The 17085-nt window shown below is 64.0% G+C and carries 14 protein-coding genes and 1 pseudogene; 4 read left to right on the forward strand and 11 right to left on the reverse strand.

Annotated features, from left to right (window positions below; all coding sequences use genetic code 11):
• The first annotated feature begins 34 nt into the window (after positions 1-34).
• Positions 35-1195, forward strand: coding sequence for an aspartyl/asparaginyl beta-hydroxylase domain-containing protein (locus RIA72_RS09035; protein ID WP_350031854.1), 1161 nt, complete (start codon positions 35-37; stop codon positions 1193-1195).
• The gene (locus RIA72_RS09040) at positions 1192-2172 is read left to right on the forward strand and encodes a 2OG-Fe(II) oxygenase (RefSeq protein ID WP_350031855.1); all 981 of its coding nucleotides are present in this window, start codon (positions 1192-1194) and stop codon (positions 2170-2172) included. Before RIA72_RS09035 ends, RIA72_RS09040 begins: the two co-directional genes overlap by 4 nt.
• A gap of 12 nt (positions 2173-2184) precedes the next feature.
• Here the strand turns inward: RIA72_RS09040 and alr are convergent, their stop codons facing one another.
• On the reverse strand, positions 2185-3231 hold the full coding sequence (gene alr / locus RIA72_RS09045; RefSeq protein ID WP_350031856.1) for an alanine racemase: 1047 nt from the start codon (positions 3229-3231) through the stop codon (positions 2185-2187).
• Positions 3232-3288: 57 nt separating this feature from the next.
• Entirely contained in the window at positions 3289-4932 is a 1644-nt protein-coding gene (locus RIA72_RS09050) for an MFS transporter (RefSeq protein WP_350031857.1), read from the reverse strand.
• Positions 4933-5035: 103 nt separating this feature from the next.
• Here RIA72_RS09050 and RIA72_RS09055 point away from each other — a divergent pair, with 103 nt between their 5' ends.
• Positions 5036-5803 carry a cyclase family protein gene (locus tag RIA72_RS09055; RefSeq protein ID WP_350031858.1) on the forward strand — a complete coding sequence of 256 codons (768 nt, stop codon included), beginning with the start codon at positions 5036-5038 and terminating at the stop codon, positions 5801-5803.
• A gap of 28 nt (positions 5804-5831) precedes the next feature.
• Here RIA72_RS09055 and RIA72_RS09060 read toward each other — a convergent pair whose 3' ends face one another.
• From RIA72_RS09060 to RIA72_RS09100, 9 genes and pseudogenes are all read right to left on the reverse strand, one after another.
• Positions 5832-6479, reverse strand: a complete 648-nt coding sequence (locus RIA72_RS09060; protein WP_350031859.1) for a hypothetical protein — start codon at positions 6477-6479, stop codon at positions 5832-5834.
• Between the two features lie 407 nt (positions 6480-6886).
• On the reverse strand, positions 6887-7258 hold the full coding sequence (locus RIA72_RS09065; RefSeq protein WP_350031860.1) for a tRNA-binding protein: 372 nt from the start codon (positions 7256-7258) through the stop codon (positions 6887-6889).
• A 100-nt stretch (positions 7259-7358) separates the two neighbouring features.
• A pseudogene (locus tag RIA72_RS09070) lies at positions 7359-9380 on the reverse strand (ATP-binding protein).
• The gene (locus RIA72_RS09075) at positions 9380-9589 is read right to left on the reverse strand and encodes a hypothetical protein (protein ID WP_350031861.1); all 210 of its coding nucleotides are present in this window, start codon (positions 9587-9589) and stop codon (positions 9380-9382) included. The pseudogene RIA72_RS09070 and the gene RIA72_RS09075 overlap by 1 nt, the downstream one beginning before the upstream one ends.
• A complete protein-coding gene (bioB, locus tag RIA72_RS09080) occupies positions 9586-10602 on the reverse strand; it encodes a biotin synthase BioB (protein WP_350032093.1) in 1017 nt (338 codons plus the stop codon). The genes RIA72_RS09075 and bioB overlap by 4 nt, the downstream gene beginning before the upstream one ends.
• A gap of 95 nt (positions 10603-10697) precedes the next feature.
• Positions 10698-12845, reverse strand: coding sequence for a methylmalonyl-CoA mutase (scpA, locus tag RIA72_RS09085; protein ID WP_350031862.1), 2148 nt, complete (start codon positions 12843-12845; stop codon positions 10698-10700).
• Between the two features lie 201 nt (positions 12846-13046).
• Complete coding sequence (gene mce / locus RIA72_RS09090) at positions 13047-13484, reverse strand: methylmalonyl-CoA epimerase (protein ID WP_350031863.1); 438 nt, start codon at positions 13482-13484, stop codon at positions 13047-13049.
• On the reverse strand, positions 13481-13837 hold the full coding sequence (locus tag RIA72_RS09095) for a hypothetical protein (RefSeq protein WP_350031864.1): 357 nt from the start codon (positions 13835-13837) through the stop codon (positions 13481-13483). The genes mce and RIA72_RS09095 overlap by 4 nt, the downstream gene beginning before the upstream one ends.
• Positions 13834-15366, reverse strand: a complete 1533-nt coding sequence (locus tag RIA72_RS09100; protein WP_350031865.1) for an acyl-CoA carboxylase subunit beta — start codon at positions 15364-15366, stop codon at positions 13834-13836. Before RIA72_RS09100 ends, RIA72_RS09095 begins: the two co-directional genes overlap by 4 nt.
• 182 nt (positions 15367-15548) lie before the next feature.
• On the opposite strand from RIA72_RS09100, the gene RIA72_RS09105 reads away from it, so the two are divergent.
• Entirely contained in the window at positions 15549-16985 is a 1437-nt protein-coding gene (locus RIA72_RS09105) for a helix-turn-helix domain-containing protein (protein WP_502957949.1), read from the forward strand.
• The last annotated feature ends 100 nt before the right edge of the window (positions 16986-17085 follow it).

Consider the following 17085-nt stretch of genomic DNA (forward strand, 5'->3'; position numbering starts at 1 on the left):
CCGGCCCCTTTTTTCGGTCAGAAGGACGAAACCGTTGCAATTGAGCAACCAAGAGGCGGAACGATTGGTCAAGGAAGGCGTCGACGCGCTCCAGCGCGGTCAATCGGCCATCGCCCGCCAGCGTTTTGAAAGCATCACGCGCAGCGGCCGCGCAAATGGCCAGATATGGCTTTTGCTGGCGGTCGCCTGCCGCAGGGAAGGAGACGTCCTTGCCGAAGAGGCGGCGCTCGATCAACTGCTCGAACTCGAACCCCAGGCGGTACGCGGTCATATCATGAAGGGCGATTGCCGCGCCAAGGCTGGTGACGAACGCAGCGCCCTGCAACGGTATGAAATCGCGCTCCTTATCGCTGGCAAGCAGGAACTGCCGGCTGATCTGCGCGTCGAGGTTCAACGCGCCGAAGCGTGGGTTACGGCTTTCAAGGCGCACGTCGTCGAGCGCCGCGAGGCCAAATTGATCGCTCAGGGTTTGCCACCCGAAAAGCGCAGTAGCCGTTTTCAGCAATCGCTGGATATTCTTGCCGGCCGCCGGAAAATTTTCGTGCAGGAACCGACGGGCTATTATGTCCCCGAACTTCCGCAGATTCAGTTTTTCGACACCGGCGCTTTTGACTGGGTCCCCGCGATCGAAGCCGCGACGGGTGTGATCCAACAGGAAATCGGTGCGCTGCTTGCAGTGGGAGCCGAGGGGTTTCGCCCCTATATGCAAGCCCATGCCGAACAGGCACGCGCGGACGTTAATCCGCTGTTGGATAACGCCGACTGGAGCGCTTTGTTTCTTTGCGAAAACGGAGAGGTCTTCGACGATGCCGTAGCGCGCTTTCCGCGGACGTGGGAGGCGATTCAGGCGGCACCGCTGCCGCGCATTGCGAGCTCGCCAACCGTGATGTTCTCGCTGCTGCGAGCCGGCGCGCGGATCGCGCCGCACACCGGTACGCACAATGCCCGGCTGATCTGCCATCTCCCGCTGATCGTGCCCGCCAATTGCGGCTTTCGCGTCGGCAACGAAGTGCGCGAATGGGATGAGGGAAAACTGCTGATCTTCGACGACACGATCGAACACGAAGCCTGGAACGGCAGCGACGAGGACCGCGTCGTCCTGATCTTCGATATTTGGCGCCCCGAACTTAGCGAGCACGAGCGCGACGAAATCGCGCTGTTCTTCGACACTCCAGCACTGAACCAGCGGCAATGAGCGAGCAGGCCCCTGTTGATCGTGCCCATGCGCTGTTGGAGGCTGGCAAGGCGCAGGCTGCGGTCGACCTGCTCGTTGCCGCTGCCAAGGGTGGAGATGGAGGTGCGCTTTATGAGCTCGCGTTATGGCACGTTTACGGCAATCCCGTGCCGCGTAGCTTCGCGGTCGCGCGCCAGCTGTTTGGGAAAGCTGGCGAAGCAGGACATCGTGATGGTGCGCTGACGCATGCCGTTTTCGTCGCCCTTGGGGCAGGCGCGCCAGCTGACTGGCGTGCAGCACACGCTCTGATAGACCAACTTGCCGCTGGATGTCCGATGGCGGCGCGCCAGCGCGACCTGATTGCGGCAATGGCATTGACGGCCAAGGGAGACGCCGCGCATCCACCGGTGTCCGAGGTCTTATCCACCAATCCCAGAATCGCGGTGGCGCGCGCCCTCTTCACCCCCGACGAGTGCGCTCATATCGCGGCGCTCTCTACGCCGGCGATGCGACCCTCGGTGGTTGTAGACCCAGCGACACATCGTCAGATTCCTCACCCTATCCGCACGTCCGACGGCACTGTGCTTGGGCCGATCCAGCAGGATCTGGTGGTCCATGCGCTCGACCGGCGTCTCGCGGCCGCGACCGGTACACGGGTCGAACAAGGAGAGCCGTTGACAGTGCTGCGCTATGCAGCCGGCCAGCAATATCGCTTGCATCACGATTGCTTGCCGGGCGAAGCGAATCAGCGGGTGATCACTGCGATCGTCTATCTAAACGATGGCTATGATGGCGGCGCCACGCATTTTCCGGCCGCCGGTCTCGAATTCCGCGGTGCGGTGGGCGATGCCATAATATTTGCCAATACGTTGCCCGATGGCCGCGTCGATGAGCGCAGTCGCCACGCGGGCCTGCCCATAGCACGCGGTGAAAAATGGATTTGCACCCGCTGGATTCGGGCGCAGGATTTCGATCCGTGGGGTATGCGCGGCGGCTAAAAGCGTTGCGGTTCAGCACCACCCCCGCGAAAACCGCCTGCCTAGCCCCGTCAGCAATTCATATTGCGACAGGCCGCTGCGATCGGACGTCGACGGCAAATCATAATCGAACGCCAGCCAGTCCCCCTCGTCCAGACCTTCGGTCGCGCCCGCATCGAACGCCGTCAGATCCATCGAAACCCGTCCGATCAGCGGCAAGGCCCTGCCCTGCCATGTCGCACCGCCCGATCCGGCGTGGCTGCGCAGATAGCCGTCGGCATAGCCCAAGTTGGTCACCGCAACGCGCGTGTCGTGCGCCGCGCGCCACGTTGCGCCATAGCCGACGCTTTCCCCGGCGCGAACGGTGCGCAATTGTAGCACGCGCGCTTCTGGAAAGACGACCTGCCGGATATGTCCGTTCGCCTCGTGACGCGGGGTGCCGCCGTATAGCGCGATACCGGGGCGCGTCAGATCAAAGGCATATTCGCTGCCAAGACAGATGCCCGCGCTGTTCGCGAGGCTGTAGCGCCGCGCCCCAACGTGTGTACGCAACGACTGGAAAGCCGCCAGTTGCACCGCATTCTGATCGCTGTCTTCATCGGCCGACGCCAGGTGGCTGAGCAGGGTTTCGATCGTCAGTCCATCGAGCGCGCCCGCCATCGCTTCGTCGATGCGCAGGCCAAGGCGGCTCATGCCGGTATCCACCATCACGTCGCACGGCCGCCCCTCCCCCGTCGCGCGCCAACGCGCTACCTGTTCGACGCTGTTGAGGACGGGCCGCGCGGGAAGCGTTCGCGCCGCGACCATGTCGCTTTCGCCGACGCCGTGCAGCACCGACAGTGCGACGCCTTCCGGCAGCGGCATCAACGCCGCGGCCTCCGCCCAGGTGGCGACGAAAAAGTCGCGGCATCCGGCGACCGCGAGCCGGTGCATGACCTCGCGCGAGCCCAGGCCATAGCCGTCGGCCTTGATCGCCGCCCCGCACGCGGCGCCGCCGCTCTGCGCGGCGAGCCAGCGCCAATTGGCGACGAGCGCGGAGGAATCGAGACGAAGGCGGAGCGGCGGGGTAATTTCGATCATCGCCCTGCCCCTATACGGCTTCGCGGGCCGCGCCAATGGGCCCCGCGAATGGGGGCGTCAGGACGCGGAGGGCGCCCCCTCCCCTGGCCTCTCCCACTGCTCTTCGACCGGATCTTTCAGCATGAAGGCCGTGATCAGGAACGCCGCGAGCACGACGACCCATGTGTACCAGAGGCCGGCGTAGGCATTGCCCGTCTTGGCGATGATGAAGCTGGCGATCAGCGGCAGGAAACCGCCGAAATAGCCGGTACCCAGATGATAGGGGATCGACAGCGACGAATAGCGGACATGCGGCGGGAACATTTCGGACAGCAAGGCCGCGACGGGCCCATAGGTAAAGCCCGATAGCGCGCTGAGCCCCAGCAGCGCGAGGAAGATCATCGCGATCCCGCCCACGCCTGGCACCTGTTTCGCAAAATCATAACCCATCGCCTCGAGCGCGGGCTGGAGCAAAGCCGGGTCTTCGCTGGCAACCTCGCGATCACCGACGCGGATCGTCACGGAGTCGAAGCGGCTATCCGTCTCGGCAATCGTGTAGGGTACGCCAAGCCTGGTCAGCTCGCCCAGCGTTCGCCCGCACGCGGTCGCCTGTTTTTGCGCGAAGGGGTCAAAGCTGCACTGCGATCCCGTCACTGTGACCGGCGCTTTTTCAGCTGCGGCGGTCAGCGCGGGATTGCCGACGCTGCCCATCCACCAGAAGAGCGGAAAGAGAAGCAGCAGCGTCGCGCCATAGCCCCAGACGATCGGCTTCTTGCGCCCGATGCGGTCGGACAGGCGCCCCGCCCAGATGAAAAAGCCCATGCCCACGGCCGCTGCTGTGCCGACGATGATTTCGGCGGCTGTGTCCTCGACCTTCATCGGCCCTTTCAGGAAGGAAAGGCCCGAAAACATCGCGGTATACCAGATAACCGTCAGACCCGCAGCGATGCCGAACAGCGCGATAAAGATACGCCGCGGATTGCCCGGATAGGTAAAGCTTTCCTTCAGCGGGTTCTTCGCGAGCTCGCCTTCCCTTTTCATCGCCTGGAACACCGGGCTTTCGGACAGCTTGAGCCGCATCCAGAGCGAAATGCCGAGCAGGATGAGCGACAGCAGGAACGGCACGCGCCAGCCCCAGCTTTCCCACACCGCGTCGGGCATCAGCGCCTTGCAGCCGAGTACGACGATCAGGCTGAGCACGAAACCGCCGACGACGCTCGCCTGGATGAAGCTGGTATAAAAGCCGCGCTTTCCGGGCGGCGAATGTTCGGCGACATAGACGGCAGCGCCGCCATATTCGCCGCCGAGCGCCAGTCCTTGCAGGATGCGCAGCAGGATCACGATGATCGGCGCAGCGATGCCGATCGTCGCCGCCGACGGAATCATGCCCACGCCCGCGGTCGCGATGCCCATCAAGGTGACGGTGACGAGAAAGGTATATTTGCGCCCCAGCCGGTCGCCGAGAAAGCCGAACAGGACCGCGCCCAGCGGCCGGAATCCGAAACCGACCGCAAAACCTGCCCACACCAGCAAGATCTCGAGCGTCGCATTGTCGCTGGGGAAAAAGGCCTTGCCGATGATCGCGGCCAAAGTGCCATAGATGAAGAAATCATACCATTCGAATACCGTGCCAGCCGACGAAGCGGCGATAACCATGCGAATATCTTTCGCGGTCGGCTGATAAACCGCGCCATGGTCGGCGACGGCGGCTGCGTCGGTCATATGCTCTCCCTGACCCTGAACGGGCTTTGGCTATCTCTAGCGGGCGTCCGCCGCCGCGCAACCCTTCTTGGCGTAGCGTCATTTCGGTGGCACGCTGCAACCCATGAAGTTCATCGACCTATCGATTCCGATCACCAATGACGTCGTTTCCGACCCGCCGGTGATGCGCCCCCAGATCAGCTACATGACCCACGAGAATACGTGGGAACAGATTGCGATGTTCTTTCCCGGCCTCACGAAGGAGGATTTGCCCGACGGCGAAGGCTGGGCGGTCGAGATGCTGTCGCTGAGTACGCACAATGGTACGCATATGGATGCGCCCTGGCATTATCACTCGACCACCGACAACGGCGCCTCGCGCGCGCCCTCGATCGACGAAGCACCGCTCGACCTCTTCTTCCGTCCGGGCGTGAAGCTCGATTTCTCCGACCGCCCGCACGGCCATGTCGTCAGTGCGGCCGAGGTCGAGGCCGAACTCGCGCGGATCGGATACGAACTCCAGCCGCTCGACATCGTCCTCGTCCAGTCGGGCGCCATCTATGGCACCGACAATTTCACCGATCAGGGCTGCGGCATGGGCGCCGAGGCGACGCTTTATCTGACCGAACGCGGCGTGCAGGTCGTCGGCACCGACGCCTGGAGCTGGGACGCGCCGTTCAGCCATACCGCCAGGCGCTGGGCCGAAACGCGCGACCCCTCGATCATCTGGGAGGGGCATAAGGCGGGGCGTATCCGCCCCTATTACCAGATCGAGAAACTCACGAACCTGAAGGCCGTCCCTGCCTTTGGCTTCACCTTCAGCTGTTTTCCGGTCAAGATCGAACGCGCGAGTGCCGGGTGGATCCGGGCGGTGGCCATCGTGGGCGATTGAACCCCGCCTGGACCGCGAACAAGCCGCGCTAACGCCCCCTCATTCCATAATCGATCCGGATACGAACCCACGCGCCGACCATCGGCTTTCCGCCCAGCCGTGGCGGACGCACGCGGAACTGCCACGCCGCGGCGAGCGTCGCGCGCGCGATCTGCGATCCGTTCGGATATTCGTCGAGCCCGACGCAATCCTCGACGCGATAGTCGGGCGCGGTGCGGCAGGCGATCAGCCCCCAGCCGGGGCCGTCGGCGGTGGACAAATAGCCGCGCAGTTCGCCGTCGGTCGGCTCGCGGTACCAGGCCGCGGCATAGAGCGGCTCGCCGTTCGGGGCCGTCCCCACCCGTTCGGGATCGCGATACGCAGAGGATGATCCCCCGGCGTTGGGCGGGCCGTAAACCTGCCCGCCCGTGCGCACGCCGATCCGCGGGACCGGCGCGGGCGGCGACGGGGGCGGGGTCGGTGCTGGCGGCACTGGCGAGATGGCCGGTGCCGCTGGATCGGGCAGCACCGGCTCGTCCGGCGGCGGCTGCGGCAGCGGTTCGAGAACGGCCTGCTCGCTCGTGCGCGGGCTCGCGTCGGCGGTGCTGTCCGCCGCCTGCGGCGCAGCGATGCTGACGACGCTGATCGGTTGCTCCTCGGCGCGCGGCGGCCTCATCCCGCCAAAGCGCAGCAGCATCAGCAGCAGCGCCGGGATCAGAATGGCGAGCCCGACGGCAATCGCGCGGCGCCCGGGCCCGATGCTGAGCCGGTCGACGCGGGAAATGGCGGGAACTGGAGTCAGGAGAGACGATCTTTTGAGACGTTGCCGCCGAAAGGACGGGCCGCATTATGGGTTTCGCGGAAATAGTGGGGCAGCGATTCTTTGGCAAGGCCGGGCGCGGCGGAGTGCGGGCGAACAGCGGCATTTCTGCTATCGATTCTGGCGCTGTCCAGGAACGGCGTTCCGTGTTTCCCTTCATTGTCATTCCCGCGAAAGCGGGAACCCGGTGATGGGTCAGCCGACGCCCGCTCCGGGTTCCCGCTTTCGCGGGAATGACGAATGTTTGGTGAAGAGCACTCCTCTGCCCGGAACCGCCGATGCCGTCAAAACAGCCGCGACCCGTTCGGCACTTCCCGATCCGGCGCAAACAGGATCACTGCACCTTCGGCGTCGGCAAAGCCCAGCGTCAGCACCTCGGACATGAATTTGCCGATCTGGCGCGGCGGAAAGTTGACGACCGCGGCGACCCGCCGCCCCGGAAGCTCATCAAGGACGTAACGATCGACGATCTGCGCGCTGCTTTTCTTCACGCCGATCGCGGGGCCAAAGTCGATCTTGAGCTTGAACGCGGGCTTGCGCGCTTCGGGGAAAGGCTCCGCCTCGACGATCGTGCCGATGCGGATGTCGACCTTCAGAAAATCGTCGAAGCTGATCGGGTCGGCAGCGGGCGTGTTGGTATCGTGATTGAGATGCATCCATTGGGTCCGTCATTGCGAGCGTAGCGAAGCAATCCAGAGCTGTTTACGCGACTCTGGATTGCTTCGCTACGCTCGCAATGACGAAATGGACGCGGCCTTATTCCATCTCCAGAATCACCGCGTCGACCGCCAGGCTGTCACCCTGCGCCGCATTTACCGTTTTCACCGTCCCTGCCTTTTCGGCGCGGAGGATATTTTCCATCTTCATCGCCTCGACCGTCGCGAGCGGCTGGCCGGCCTCAACCGCATCGCCCTCGCCCACGTGGAGCGCGACGAGCAGGCCGGGCATCGGACAGATGAGGAATTTGGAAAGGTCGGGAGGGATCTTTTCGATCATATGTGAAGCGAGCGGCGCGACATGCCAAGGCAGCACGCGCACGTCGTGGATGCGTCCGCGCGTCGTCATCCTCCAGCCCGTGCGCGTCTTGGCGACCTTCACCGCCAGTTCGCGCGCGTCGATCTCGGCGACAACCAGCCGGTCGCCCGGTGTATATTCGAGCGCGATGTCGATCGCCTCGCCGTCGACCTTGATATGCTTGGTCCCAACCTTGACCTTGTGGCTCGCGCCGCCGACCGACACCTGCCACTTCGCGGGCGGGTCGAGCCGTTCGCCGAGCTGGCCGTCGACGCGCCGCGCGCGGTCGGCCTCGGCGCTCGCCATGAAGCCCGCAATGGCCGCCAGCGCGCGCGTTACCTCGTCGGCAGCGGGCGCCCCTGCAAAGCCCTCAGGATATTCTTCGGCGATGAAGCCCGTCGTCAGCTCGCCCGAGCGGAAGCGCGGGTGCTGCATGATCGCCGACAGGAAGTCGATATTGTGGCCCAGCCCCTCGATCTCGAAGCGGTCAAGCGCCGCGACCTGCGAATCGGCCGCCGCGTCGCGCGTTTCGCCCCATGTCACCAGCTTGGCGATCATCGGATCGTAGAAGATCGAAACCTCGCCGCCGTCATAAACGCCATCGTCGACGCGCACGCCGTCGACGCCGCGGCGGCCATTTTCGGCGCCATCATCGGTCCAGCCCGGCACCGGCGGCTTGTATTGCGTCAGTCGCCCGGTTGACGGCAGGAAGCCGCGATAGGGGTCTTCGGCATAGACGCGGTTCTAGATCGCCCAGCCGTCAATCTTGATGTCATCCTGCGTCAGCTCAAGCTTTTCGCCCGCGGCGACGCGGATCATCTGTTCGACCAGGTCGATACCGGTGATCGCCTCGGTCACCGGATGCTCGACCTGCAGCCGCGTGTTCATTTCGAGGAAATAGAAGCTCTCGCCCGTCGGGTCGGCGCCCGACACGATCAGTTCGACCGTCCCCGCGCTGTAGTATCCAACCGCCTTCGCGAGCGCGACGCACTGCTCGCCCATCGCCTTGCGCATCTTTTCGGTGACGAAAGGCGACGGCGCTTCCTCAACCACCTTCTGGTGGCGGCGCTGGATGCTGCACTCGCGCTCGTTCAAGTAGAGGATGTTGCCGTGTTGGTCGCCGAGGATCTGGATCTCGATATGCCGCGGATTGAGAATAAACTTCTCGATGAAGACGCGGTCGTCGCCGAAGCTGTTCAGCCCCTCGCGCTTGACGCTCTCGAACCCCTCGCGCACGTCCTGCTCGCTATAGGCGAGCCGCATGCCCTTGCCGCCGCCGCCGGCGCTCGCCTTCATCATCACCGGATAGCCGATTTCGTTGCTGATCTCGACCGCATGGTCGGTATCGCGGATCTCGCCGACGAAGCCGGGGACGACATTGACCCCCGCTTCCTTCGCGAGCTTCTTCGACTCGATCTTGTCGCCCATCGCCGCGATCGCACCCACCGGCGGGCCGATAAAGGCGATGCCTTCCTTGGCCAGCGCCTCGGCAAAGCTGGTGCGTTCGGACAAGAAGCCATAGCCCGGATGCACCGCCTCGGCGCCGGTTTGCTTGCACGCCGCGATGATCTTGTCGGCGACCAGATAGGATTCGGACGCGGGCGACGGCCCGATATGCACCGTCTCGTCGGCCATCGCCACGAAGGGCGCGCGCGCGTCGGCATCGGAATAGACGGCAACGGTCGTGATGCCCATGCGCCGTGCGGTCTTGATGACGCGGCAGGCGATTTCACCGCGGTTGGCGATCAGGATTTTCTTGAACATCAGCGATCCAGCTTCTTCCAATAACGTCTTGCGTAAAGCGAAAAACTCAACACTGAGACGGCGATTATCACAGCTTTCCACGGCCAGAAGGGAACCTTGCCCGGCGCTTCATCGCTGCCCCAACTTACGAAAAAATAGACTAATCCAGTCAGCATGACCCAAATGACAAATCCTGCGACAATGTTGGCTAGGACGTCGAACAATTTCACTCCGCCGCCTCCATTCGCATCGGCTCTTCGCTCTCCATCGGCCGCAGCCCCAGCTTCGCGAACAGCGCCGCATCGGCATTGTCGCCCGCATTGGCCGTCGTCAGCAGCTTGTCGCCGGTGAAGATGCTGTTCGCGCCCGCCATGAAGCAGAGCGCTTGGCAAGCCTCCGACATGCTCTCGCGGCCCGCCGACAGGCGGACCATCGACTTCGGCATGGTGATGCGCGCGACCGCGATGGTGCGGACAAATTCGATATCGTCGATCTTCGCGAGCGGCGTATCGGCCAGCATGTCGCCGAGCACGGTGCCCTTCACCGGCACCAGCGCGTTGACCGGCACGCTTTCGGGATGGCGTTCGAGCGTCGCGAGCGCGTGGATGAAGCCGACGCGGTCCTCGCGCGTCTCGCCCATGCCGACGATCCCGCCGCTGCACACGTTGATCCCCGCGCTCCGCACTTCCTCCAGCGTATCGAGCCGATCCTGGAAGGTCCGCGTCGAGATGATATTGCCGTAATTTTCCGGGCTCGTGTCGATATTATGGTTGTAATAATCGAGCCCCGCCACCGCTAGCGTCTGCGCCTGCTCCTTGGTCAGCATCCCCAGCGTCATGCAGGTTTCCATGCCCATCGCGCGCACGCCCTCGATCATCTCGACGATCGCGGGCATGTCGCGGTCCTTGGGGTTGCGCCACGCGGCGCCCATGCAGAAACGCTTCGACCCCGCATCCTTCGCCTGCGCCGCCGATTGCAGCACCGCGCGCACGTCCATCAGCTTGGTGGCCTTCAAACCGCTGTCGGCGCTCTTCGACTGCGAGCAATAGCCGCAATCCTCGACGCAGCCGCCGGTCTTGATGCTGAGCAAGGTGCAGAGCTGCACCTCACCACGCGCATGATGGCGGCGATGGACGCCCTGCGCCTCCCACATCAGCTCGTCGAACGGCAGGTCGAACAGCGCAGCGATTTCCTCGCGCGCCCAGTCACGCCGGCACTCGTCGGCGTGCCCCTGCGCAGGCAGGGGCCCATCTCCTGCGCGTGCGGCAAACGCCGCGCCATTTTGCGAGACCCGATGATGGGCCCCTGCCTTCGCAGGGGCACGGTCGGTATTGTAATTCACGCAGCTTCTCCAATCGGCGGCATATTATGTCCAAGCAGGCGCAGCACGTCGGCCGCGCATTCGACAACATTCGATCCCGGCCCATAAATGCCCTGCACGCCCGCGTCGCGCAGATAATCATAATCCTGCGGCGGGATCACGCCGCCCGCGATCACCTTGATGTCGCCGCGTCCCGCTTCCTTCAGCCCCTTGATCAGTTCGGGGATCAGCGTCTTGTGTCCGGCGGCGAGACTAGACGCACCGACCGCATCGACCCCATTTTCCAGCGCCAGCACCACGGTTTCCTCGGGCGTCTGGAACAGCGGCCCCGACACGACATCGAAACCCATGTCGCCAAAGGCCGAAGCAATGACATTGGCGCCGCGGTCGTGGCCGTCCTGTCCCATCTTGGCGACGAGCAGTTTCGGCCTGCGCCCCAGTCGCCGCTCGACCGCCTTCACCCCGTCGACGACCTGCGCCCAACGATCGTCCTCCTTATAGGGTGCGGCATAGACGCCCTTTACCGGCGTCGGCACGGTCGCATAGCGACCGAAGGCATCCTCCATCGCCGAAGAGATTTCGCCCAGCGTCGCGCGCGCGCGCGCTGCGTTGACCGCATGGGCAAGAAGATTGGTCTCGATCGACTGCGGCGCGGCGGCGGCATCGCGCAGCGCCTTCAGCGCGGCCTGGCACGCCGCCTCATCGCGGCTCGCCTTCATCTTGTTGATCCGTGCGACCTGCGCCTCGCGCACCTTCGTATTGTCGACCTCCAGCGTTTCGAGCAGGTCTTCGTCTTTCAGCCGATATTTGTTGACGCCGACGATCACATCGTCGCCGCGGTCGACGCGCGCCTGCCGTGCCGCCGCGGCCTCCTCGATCATCGCCTTGGGCCAGCCCGCCGCGACCGCCTTTGCCATGCCGCCCTCGGCCTCGACGCGGTCGATGATCGCCTGCGCCTTGTCGACCAGTTCCTGCGTCAGCGCTTCGACATAATAGGAGCCGCCCAGGGGATCGACCACATTGGTCATCCCCGTTTCCTCCTGCAGGATGATCTGCGTGTTGCGCGCGATCCGCGCCGAAAAATCGGTCGGCAGCGCAATCGCCTCGTCGAGCGCATTGGTATGGAGGCTCTGCGTCCCGCCGAGCATCGCCGCCATCGCCTCGATCGTCGTGCGGATGACATTATTATAGGGGTCCTGCTCGGTGAGTGAGACGCCGCTCGTCTGGCAATGGGTGCGCAGCATTTTCGAGCGTTCGGATTGCGCCCCGAGCTTGGTCATCGCACGGTGCCACAAAACGCGCGCCGCGCGCAGCTTTGCCGCCTCCATGAAGAAATTCATGCCGATCGCGAAAAAGAAGGACAGGCGCCCCGCGAACTTGTCGATATCGAGCCCCGATGCGACGCCATATTTCACATATTCGATGCCGTCGGCGATGGTGAAGGCCAGCTCCTGCACCTGCGTCGCCCCCGCCTCCTGCATGTGATAGCCGGAGATCGAGATGCTGTTGAACTTGGGCATCTCGCGCGACGTGTAGCCGAAAATATCGCTGATGATCCGCATCGAGGGTTCGGGCGGATAGATATAGGTGTTGCGGACCATGAACTCCTTCAGAATGTCGTTCTGGATGGTCCCGTCGAGCGCCGCGCGTTCGACCCCCTGCTCCTCGCCCGCGACGATGAAAAAGGCGAGGATCGGGATCACCGCGCCGTTCATCGTCATGCTGACCGACATTTTGTCGAGCGGGATGCCGTCGAACAGGATCTTCATATCCTCGACGCTGTCGATCGCGACCCCCGCCTTGCCGACGTCGCCGACGACGCGCGGATGGTCGCTGTCATAGCCGCGGTGCGTCGCCAAATCGAAAGCGACCGACAGCCCTTTCTGCCCCGCAGCGAGGTTGCGGCGGTAAAAAGCGTTCGATTCCTCGGCGGTCGAAAAGCCCGCATATTGGCGGATCGTCCACGGGCGCCCCGCATACATCGACGCCTTCACCCCGCGCGTGAAGGGCGCGAAACCGGGGAGGCCGGGATCGGTGGCCACATCCTCGGCGGTATAGAGCGGCTTGACCTTTATCCCCTCGGGCGTGTCCCAGGTCAGATCACGGCCCTTCACCTCCTTCTCGGCGGCGGCCTGCCAATCGGCGATGGTGGGTTTGTCGGTCATATGCGTATCTCAACCTCATTCCCCTCTCCCCTTGTGGGAGAGGGTTGCGAAAACTTGGCGGCTCAGCCGCCTAGTTGAAGCTGGGTGAGGGGTATGCGGTCCACAGGACCGCGCGAGCTTCGCTCGCAACCCCTCATCCAACTGCGGCTAGCCGCTATCGCGGCAAGCCTTCCTATCCTTCTCCCACAAGGGGAGAAGGGATTAATGCGCGCGCCTCGGCGTCTCCATAATCTCGGTCAGCACCCCGCCCATATCCTTGGGATGCAGAAAGAAAATCAGCGTCCCATGCGCCCCGATGCGCGGCTCGCCGAGCACCCGCTTGCCCATCGCCTCGAACTCGGCCTTGGCGGTATGGATATCGGGCACCTCGTAACAAAGATGATGCTGCCCCCCCGCCGGGTTCTTCTCGAGGAATCCCGCGATCGACGTGTTCCCCGGCAGCGGCTCGATCAACTCGATCTGCGTGCCGTTCATGCCGCTGTCGGTCGGCGTATCGACGAAGCACACCTTCACCCCTTGGCTTGGCAGGTCGAAAGGCTCATGAATATGCGTCGCGCCCATCACGTCGCGGTAAAAGACGATGCTGTCGGCAATCGACGGCGTCGCAATGCCGATATGGTTGAGGCGGCCCAGTTTCACGGCTTCCAATGCTCCACTACCTTGCGGATCGACACGATGAGTTTGTCATAGACCATATTCATAAAGTGACGCCCGGCCTCCGGACTCTCGAAATGGATGTGGACGCCAAGTCCATCGTTTATCGCCGGTCGAGGGTCATATTGCGAAGATTCGACGTTGTTCCAGTCCCACCATTGTCGCACGATTGTCTGCCGTATTTCGAGAGGATGATCGTCGATCGCTCGATCAATCGCCGCCTCCGGGCTCGCATCAGAACGGTCCCAATCTTCGTGCAGATAGCTTTCAAGGAACCGCCGAAGGTCGGGCCAGTTCTCCTCTGCCTTCAACCGGCGCTCGCGCGTTTCCCTGCTCACAGCGGAATATTGTCATGCTTCTTCCACGGGTTCTCCAACTGCTTGTTCCGCAGTTTCCGTAACCCCAACGCAATCCGCCGCCGCGTCGAGTGCGGGTAGATCACCTCGTCGATATACCCCCGCTGCGCCGCGACGAAGGGGTTGGCGAAGCGGTCCTCATATTCCTTCGTCCGTTCGGCGATCTTTTCGGGGTCGCCGATGTCGCTGCGGAAGATGATCTCGACCGCGCCCTTCGCGCCCATCACCGCGATCTCGGCGGTCGGCCAGGCATAGTTCAGATCGCCGCGCAGATGCTTCGACGCCATCACGTCATAGGCGCCGCCATAGGCCTTGCGCGTGATCACCGTGATCTTGGGCACCGTCGCCTCGGCATAGGCGAAGAGCAGCTTCGCGCCATGCTTGATGATGCCATTATATTCCTGCGCGGTGCCCGGCAGAAATCCCGGCACGTCGACGAAGGTGACGATCGGAATCTCGAACGCGTCGCAGAAACGGACGAAGCGCGCCGCCTTCTTCGACGAATTGATATCGAGCACGCCCGCGAGCACCAGCGGCTGGTTCGCGACAATGCCGATGGTCCGCCCCTCGATGCGGCCAAAGCCGCAGATGATGTTTGCGGCGTGCGCCGGCTGCACCTCGAAGAAATCGCCCTCGTCGACCGTTTTGCGGATAAGCTCGTGCATGTCATAGGGCTGGTTCGCGTTGGGCGGGATCAACGTGTCGAGGCTTTCCTCGATCCGGTCATAGGGGTCGGCAGTCGGCCGCTCGGGCACCCCGCTGCGGTTATTTTCCGGCAAATAATCAAAGAAATCGCGCGCCGCGAGCAGCGCCTCAATGTCATTTTCGAACGCCACATCGGCGACCGAGCTTTTGGTCGTGTGGGTGATCGCGCCGCCGAGCTCTTCCTGCGTCACCACTTCATTCGTCACCGTTTTGACAACATCGGGGCCGGTGACGAACATATAACTGCTGTCTTTGACCATGAAAATAAAGTCGGTCATCGCCGGGCTGTAAACCGCGCCGCCCGCGCAGGGGCCCATGATCAGGCTGATCTGCGGCACCACGCCCGACGCCAGCACATTTTTCTGAAACACCTCGGCATAGCCGCCGAGCGAGGCGACGCCTTCCTGAATGCGCGCGCCGCCGCTGTCGTTGAGGCCGATCACTGGCGCGCCGACGAGCATCGCCTTTTCCATCACCTTGCAGATTTTCTCCGCATGACGCTTCGACAGCGAGCCGCCGAAAACGGTGAAATCCTGGCTGAAGACATAAACAAGGCGGCCATTGATCGTCCCCGATCCGGTGACGACGCCGTCGCCCGGAATCCGCTGATCCTGCATCCCGAAATCGACGCAGTCATGCTCGACATATGTGTCGAGTTCCTCGAACGAGCCTTCGTCTAGCAGCACGTCGAGCCGTTCGCGCGCGGTCAGCTTGCCCTTGGCATGCTGCGCGTCGATGCGCTTCTGTCCGCCCCCCATGGCGGCGGCGGCGCGGCGGCGTTCCATTTCGGCGATATTGGCAGACATGCGGCTCTCCGATAGTGTCGAATGCGCCGTCTGCCCCCGCTGGCGCGGCGATGCAAATGCGAATTTGCAAAGTTGCAAAGTGCAAGTTTGCAAAGTACAACCCTTTATGACCGTTCGTGTCGAGCGAAGTCGAGACACCCTTCGACATCGTGCCACACCGAGGGGCATCTCGACTTCGCTCAATGCGACCGGGGATGGAGAAGCGAACAGTGACCCCCACGCGCCTCTACGCCGGACGGCAACTTCGCGGGCTTCGGGAAAGCCGCGCGCTCCGTCAGGCCGATTTCGCGGGCCAGCTCGGCATCTCGGCCTCCTACCTCAGCCAGATCGAGCATGACGACCGCCCGCTGACCCCCGCGTTGCTCGACCGGTTGCAAAAGCTGTTCCCGCTCGAATGGGAAGAAGTCGCCGCCGACGTCGGCGACCGGCGCGCCGGCGCGCTGCGCGAGGCCGCCGCCGATCCGCTCTTTGCCGCCTCGCCCCTCCCCCCCGAGCAGATCGAGCGCGCCGCGCTCCAGCAGCCGCAGCTCGCCGACCAGTTCGTCGCGCTCCACGCGGCCTACCGCCGCGCGGGACAGCGGCTCCAGATCATCGACGAAGCGCTGACCGGCGGCACGGCAGAGGGCAGCCGCCTGCCGTGGGAGGAGGTGCGCGACTGGTTCCACGACGCAGGCAACTATGTCGATCGGCTGGACCGAGCGGCCGAAGCGCTTGCGGGCGAGCTGAGAGGGCGCGTCCCTTCCCCCCCCATCGAAACGATCGAGCGCCGCCTGCGCGACGCGCTCGGCATCTCGATCGTTTACCGCCAAGCGCAGGCGCTCCGCGATTTTGACGCGACGATGCGCCATCTCGTCATTGACCCATCGCAGCCCGCCGAGACGCGGCGCTTCCAGCTCGCGCATCAGCTCGCCGCGCTGGCGCTCGCAGACGAGATCGCGGCGGTGGTCGAGGCGAGCCCGCTGCGCACCGCCGCTGCCCGCCAATTGCTCCACGTCGGCCTTGCCAACTATGCGGCGGGCGCGGTGCTGATGCCCTATGCCCCCTTCCGTGCCAGCGCGCGCGCGGTGCGCCACGACATCGACCGACTGCGCCTCGAATATGGCGTCAGTTTCGAACAGGCGTGCCACCGGCTTTCGACGCTTCAGCGCCCCGGCGCGCGCGGCATTCCGATGTTCTTCTGCCGCGTCGATATGGCGGGCAACATCACCAAGCGGCACAGCGCAACGCGCCTGCAATTCGCGCGCTTCGGTGGTGCCTGCCCGTTATGGATCGTCCACGAAGCGGCGGCGATCCCCGACCGCATCCTGTTCCAGCTTGCCGAGACGCCCGACGGCCTGCGCTATGTGTCGATGGCGAAGGGGCTGGTGAAACCGTCGGGCAGTTACGCGCGGCTACCGCGCCGCTACGCCGTCGCGCTGGGGTGCGAGGCGCAATATGCCGCCGACTTTGTCTATGCCGACGGCGTCGACGTCGAAGCACCGCAGGCGGCAGCGCGGATCGGCCTGTCGTGTCGCATCTGTCCGCGCGATGACTGCGATCAGCGCGCCTTCCCGCCAAGCGACCGCCCGATTTTGGTTGATCCCGACCGGCGTGACGTGGTGCCGTATCGGATTGGATAGTCCGTCGTCCCCGCGAAGGGGGGGCCGTCGTCTGCCTTGCCGTTCCTCGTTCTGAGCAATGCTGCCAGCGGCCCCCGCCTCCGCGGGGGCGACGATTTGA

Origin of the sequence: Sphingopyxis sp., from assembly GCF_040216815.1 — a bacterium.
Classification (GTDB): Bacteria; Pseudomonadota; Alphaproteobacteria; order Sphingomonadales; family Sphingomonadaceae; genus Sphingopyxis.

Bases quoted from the DNA above. Each gene is read 5' to 3' on its own strand.
- RIA72_RS09040 (WP_350031855.1), top strand. From the start codon at position 1,192: ATGAGCGAGCAGGCCCCTGTTGATCGTGCCCATGCGCTGTTGGAGGCT.
- alr (WP_350031856.1), bottom strand. From the start codon at position 3,231: ATGATCGAAATTACCCCGCCGCTCCGCCTTCGTCTCGATTCCTCCGCG.
- RIA72_RS09050 (WP_350031857.1), bottom strand. From the start codon at position 4,932: ATGACCGACGCAGCCGCCGTCGCCGACCATGGCGCGGTTTATCAGCCG.
- RIA72_RS09055 (WP_350031858.1), top strand. From the start codon at position 5,036: ATGAAGTTCATCGACCTATCGATTCCGATCACCAATGACGTCGTTTCC.
- RIA72_RS09060 (WP_350031859.1), bottom strand. From the start codon at position 6,479: ATGCTGCTGCGCTTTGGCGGGATGAGGCCGCCGCGCGCCGAGGAGCAA.
- RIA72_RS09065 (WP_350031860.1), bottom strand. From the start codon at position 7,258: ATGCATCTCAATCACGATACCAACACGCCCGCTGCCGACCCGATCAGC.
- scpA (WP_350031862.1), bottom strand. From the start codon at position 12,845: ATGACCGACAAACCCACCATCGCCGATTGGCAGGCCGCCGCCGAGAAG.
- RIA72_RS09100 (WP_350031865.1), bottom strand. From the start codon at position 15,366: ATGTCTGCCAATATCGCCGAAATGGAACGCCGCCGCGCCGCCGCCGCC.
- RIA72_RS09105 (WP_502957949.1), top strand. From the start codon at position 15,549: ATGCGACCGGGGATGGAGAAGCGAACAGTGACCCCCACGCGCCTCTAC.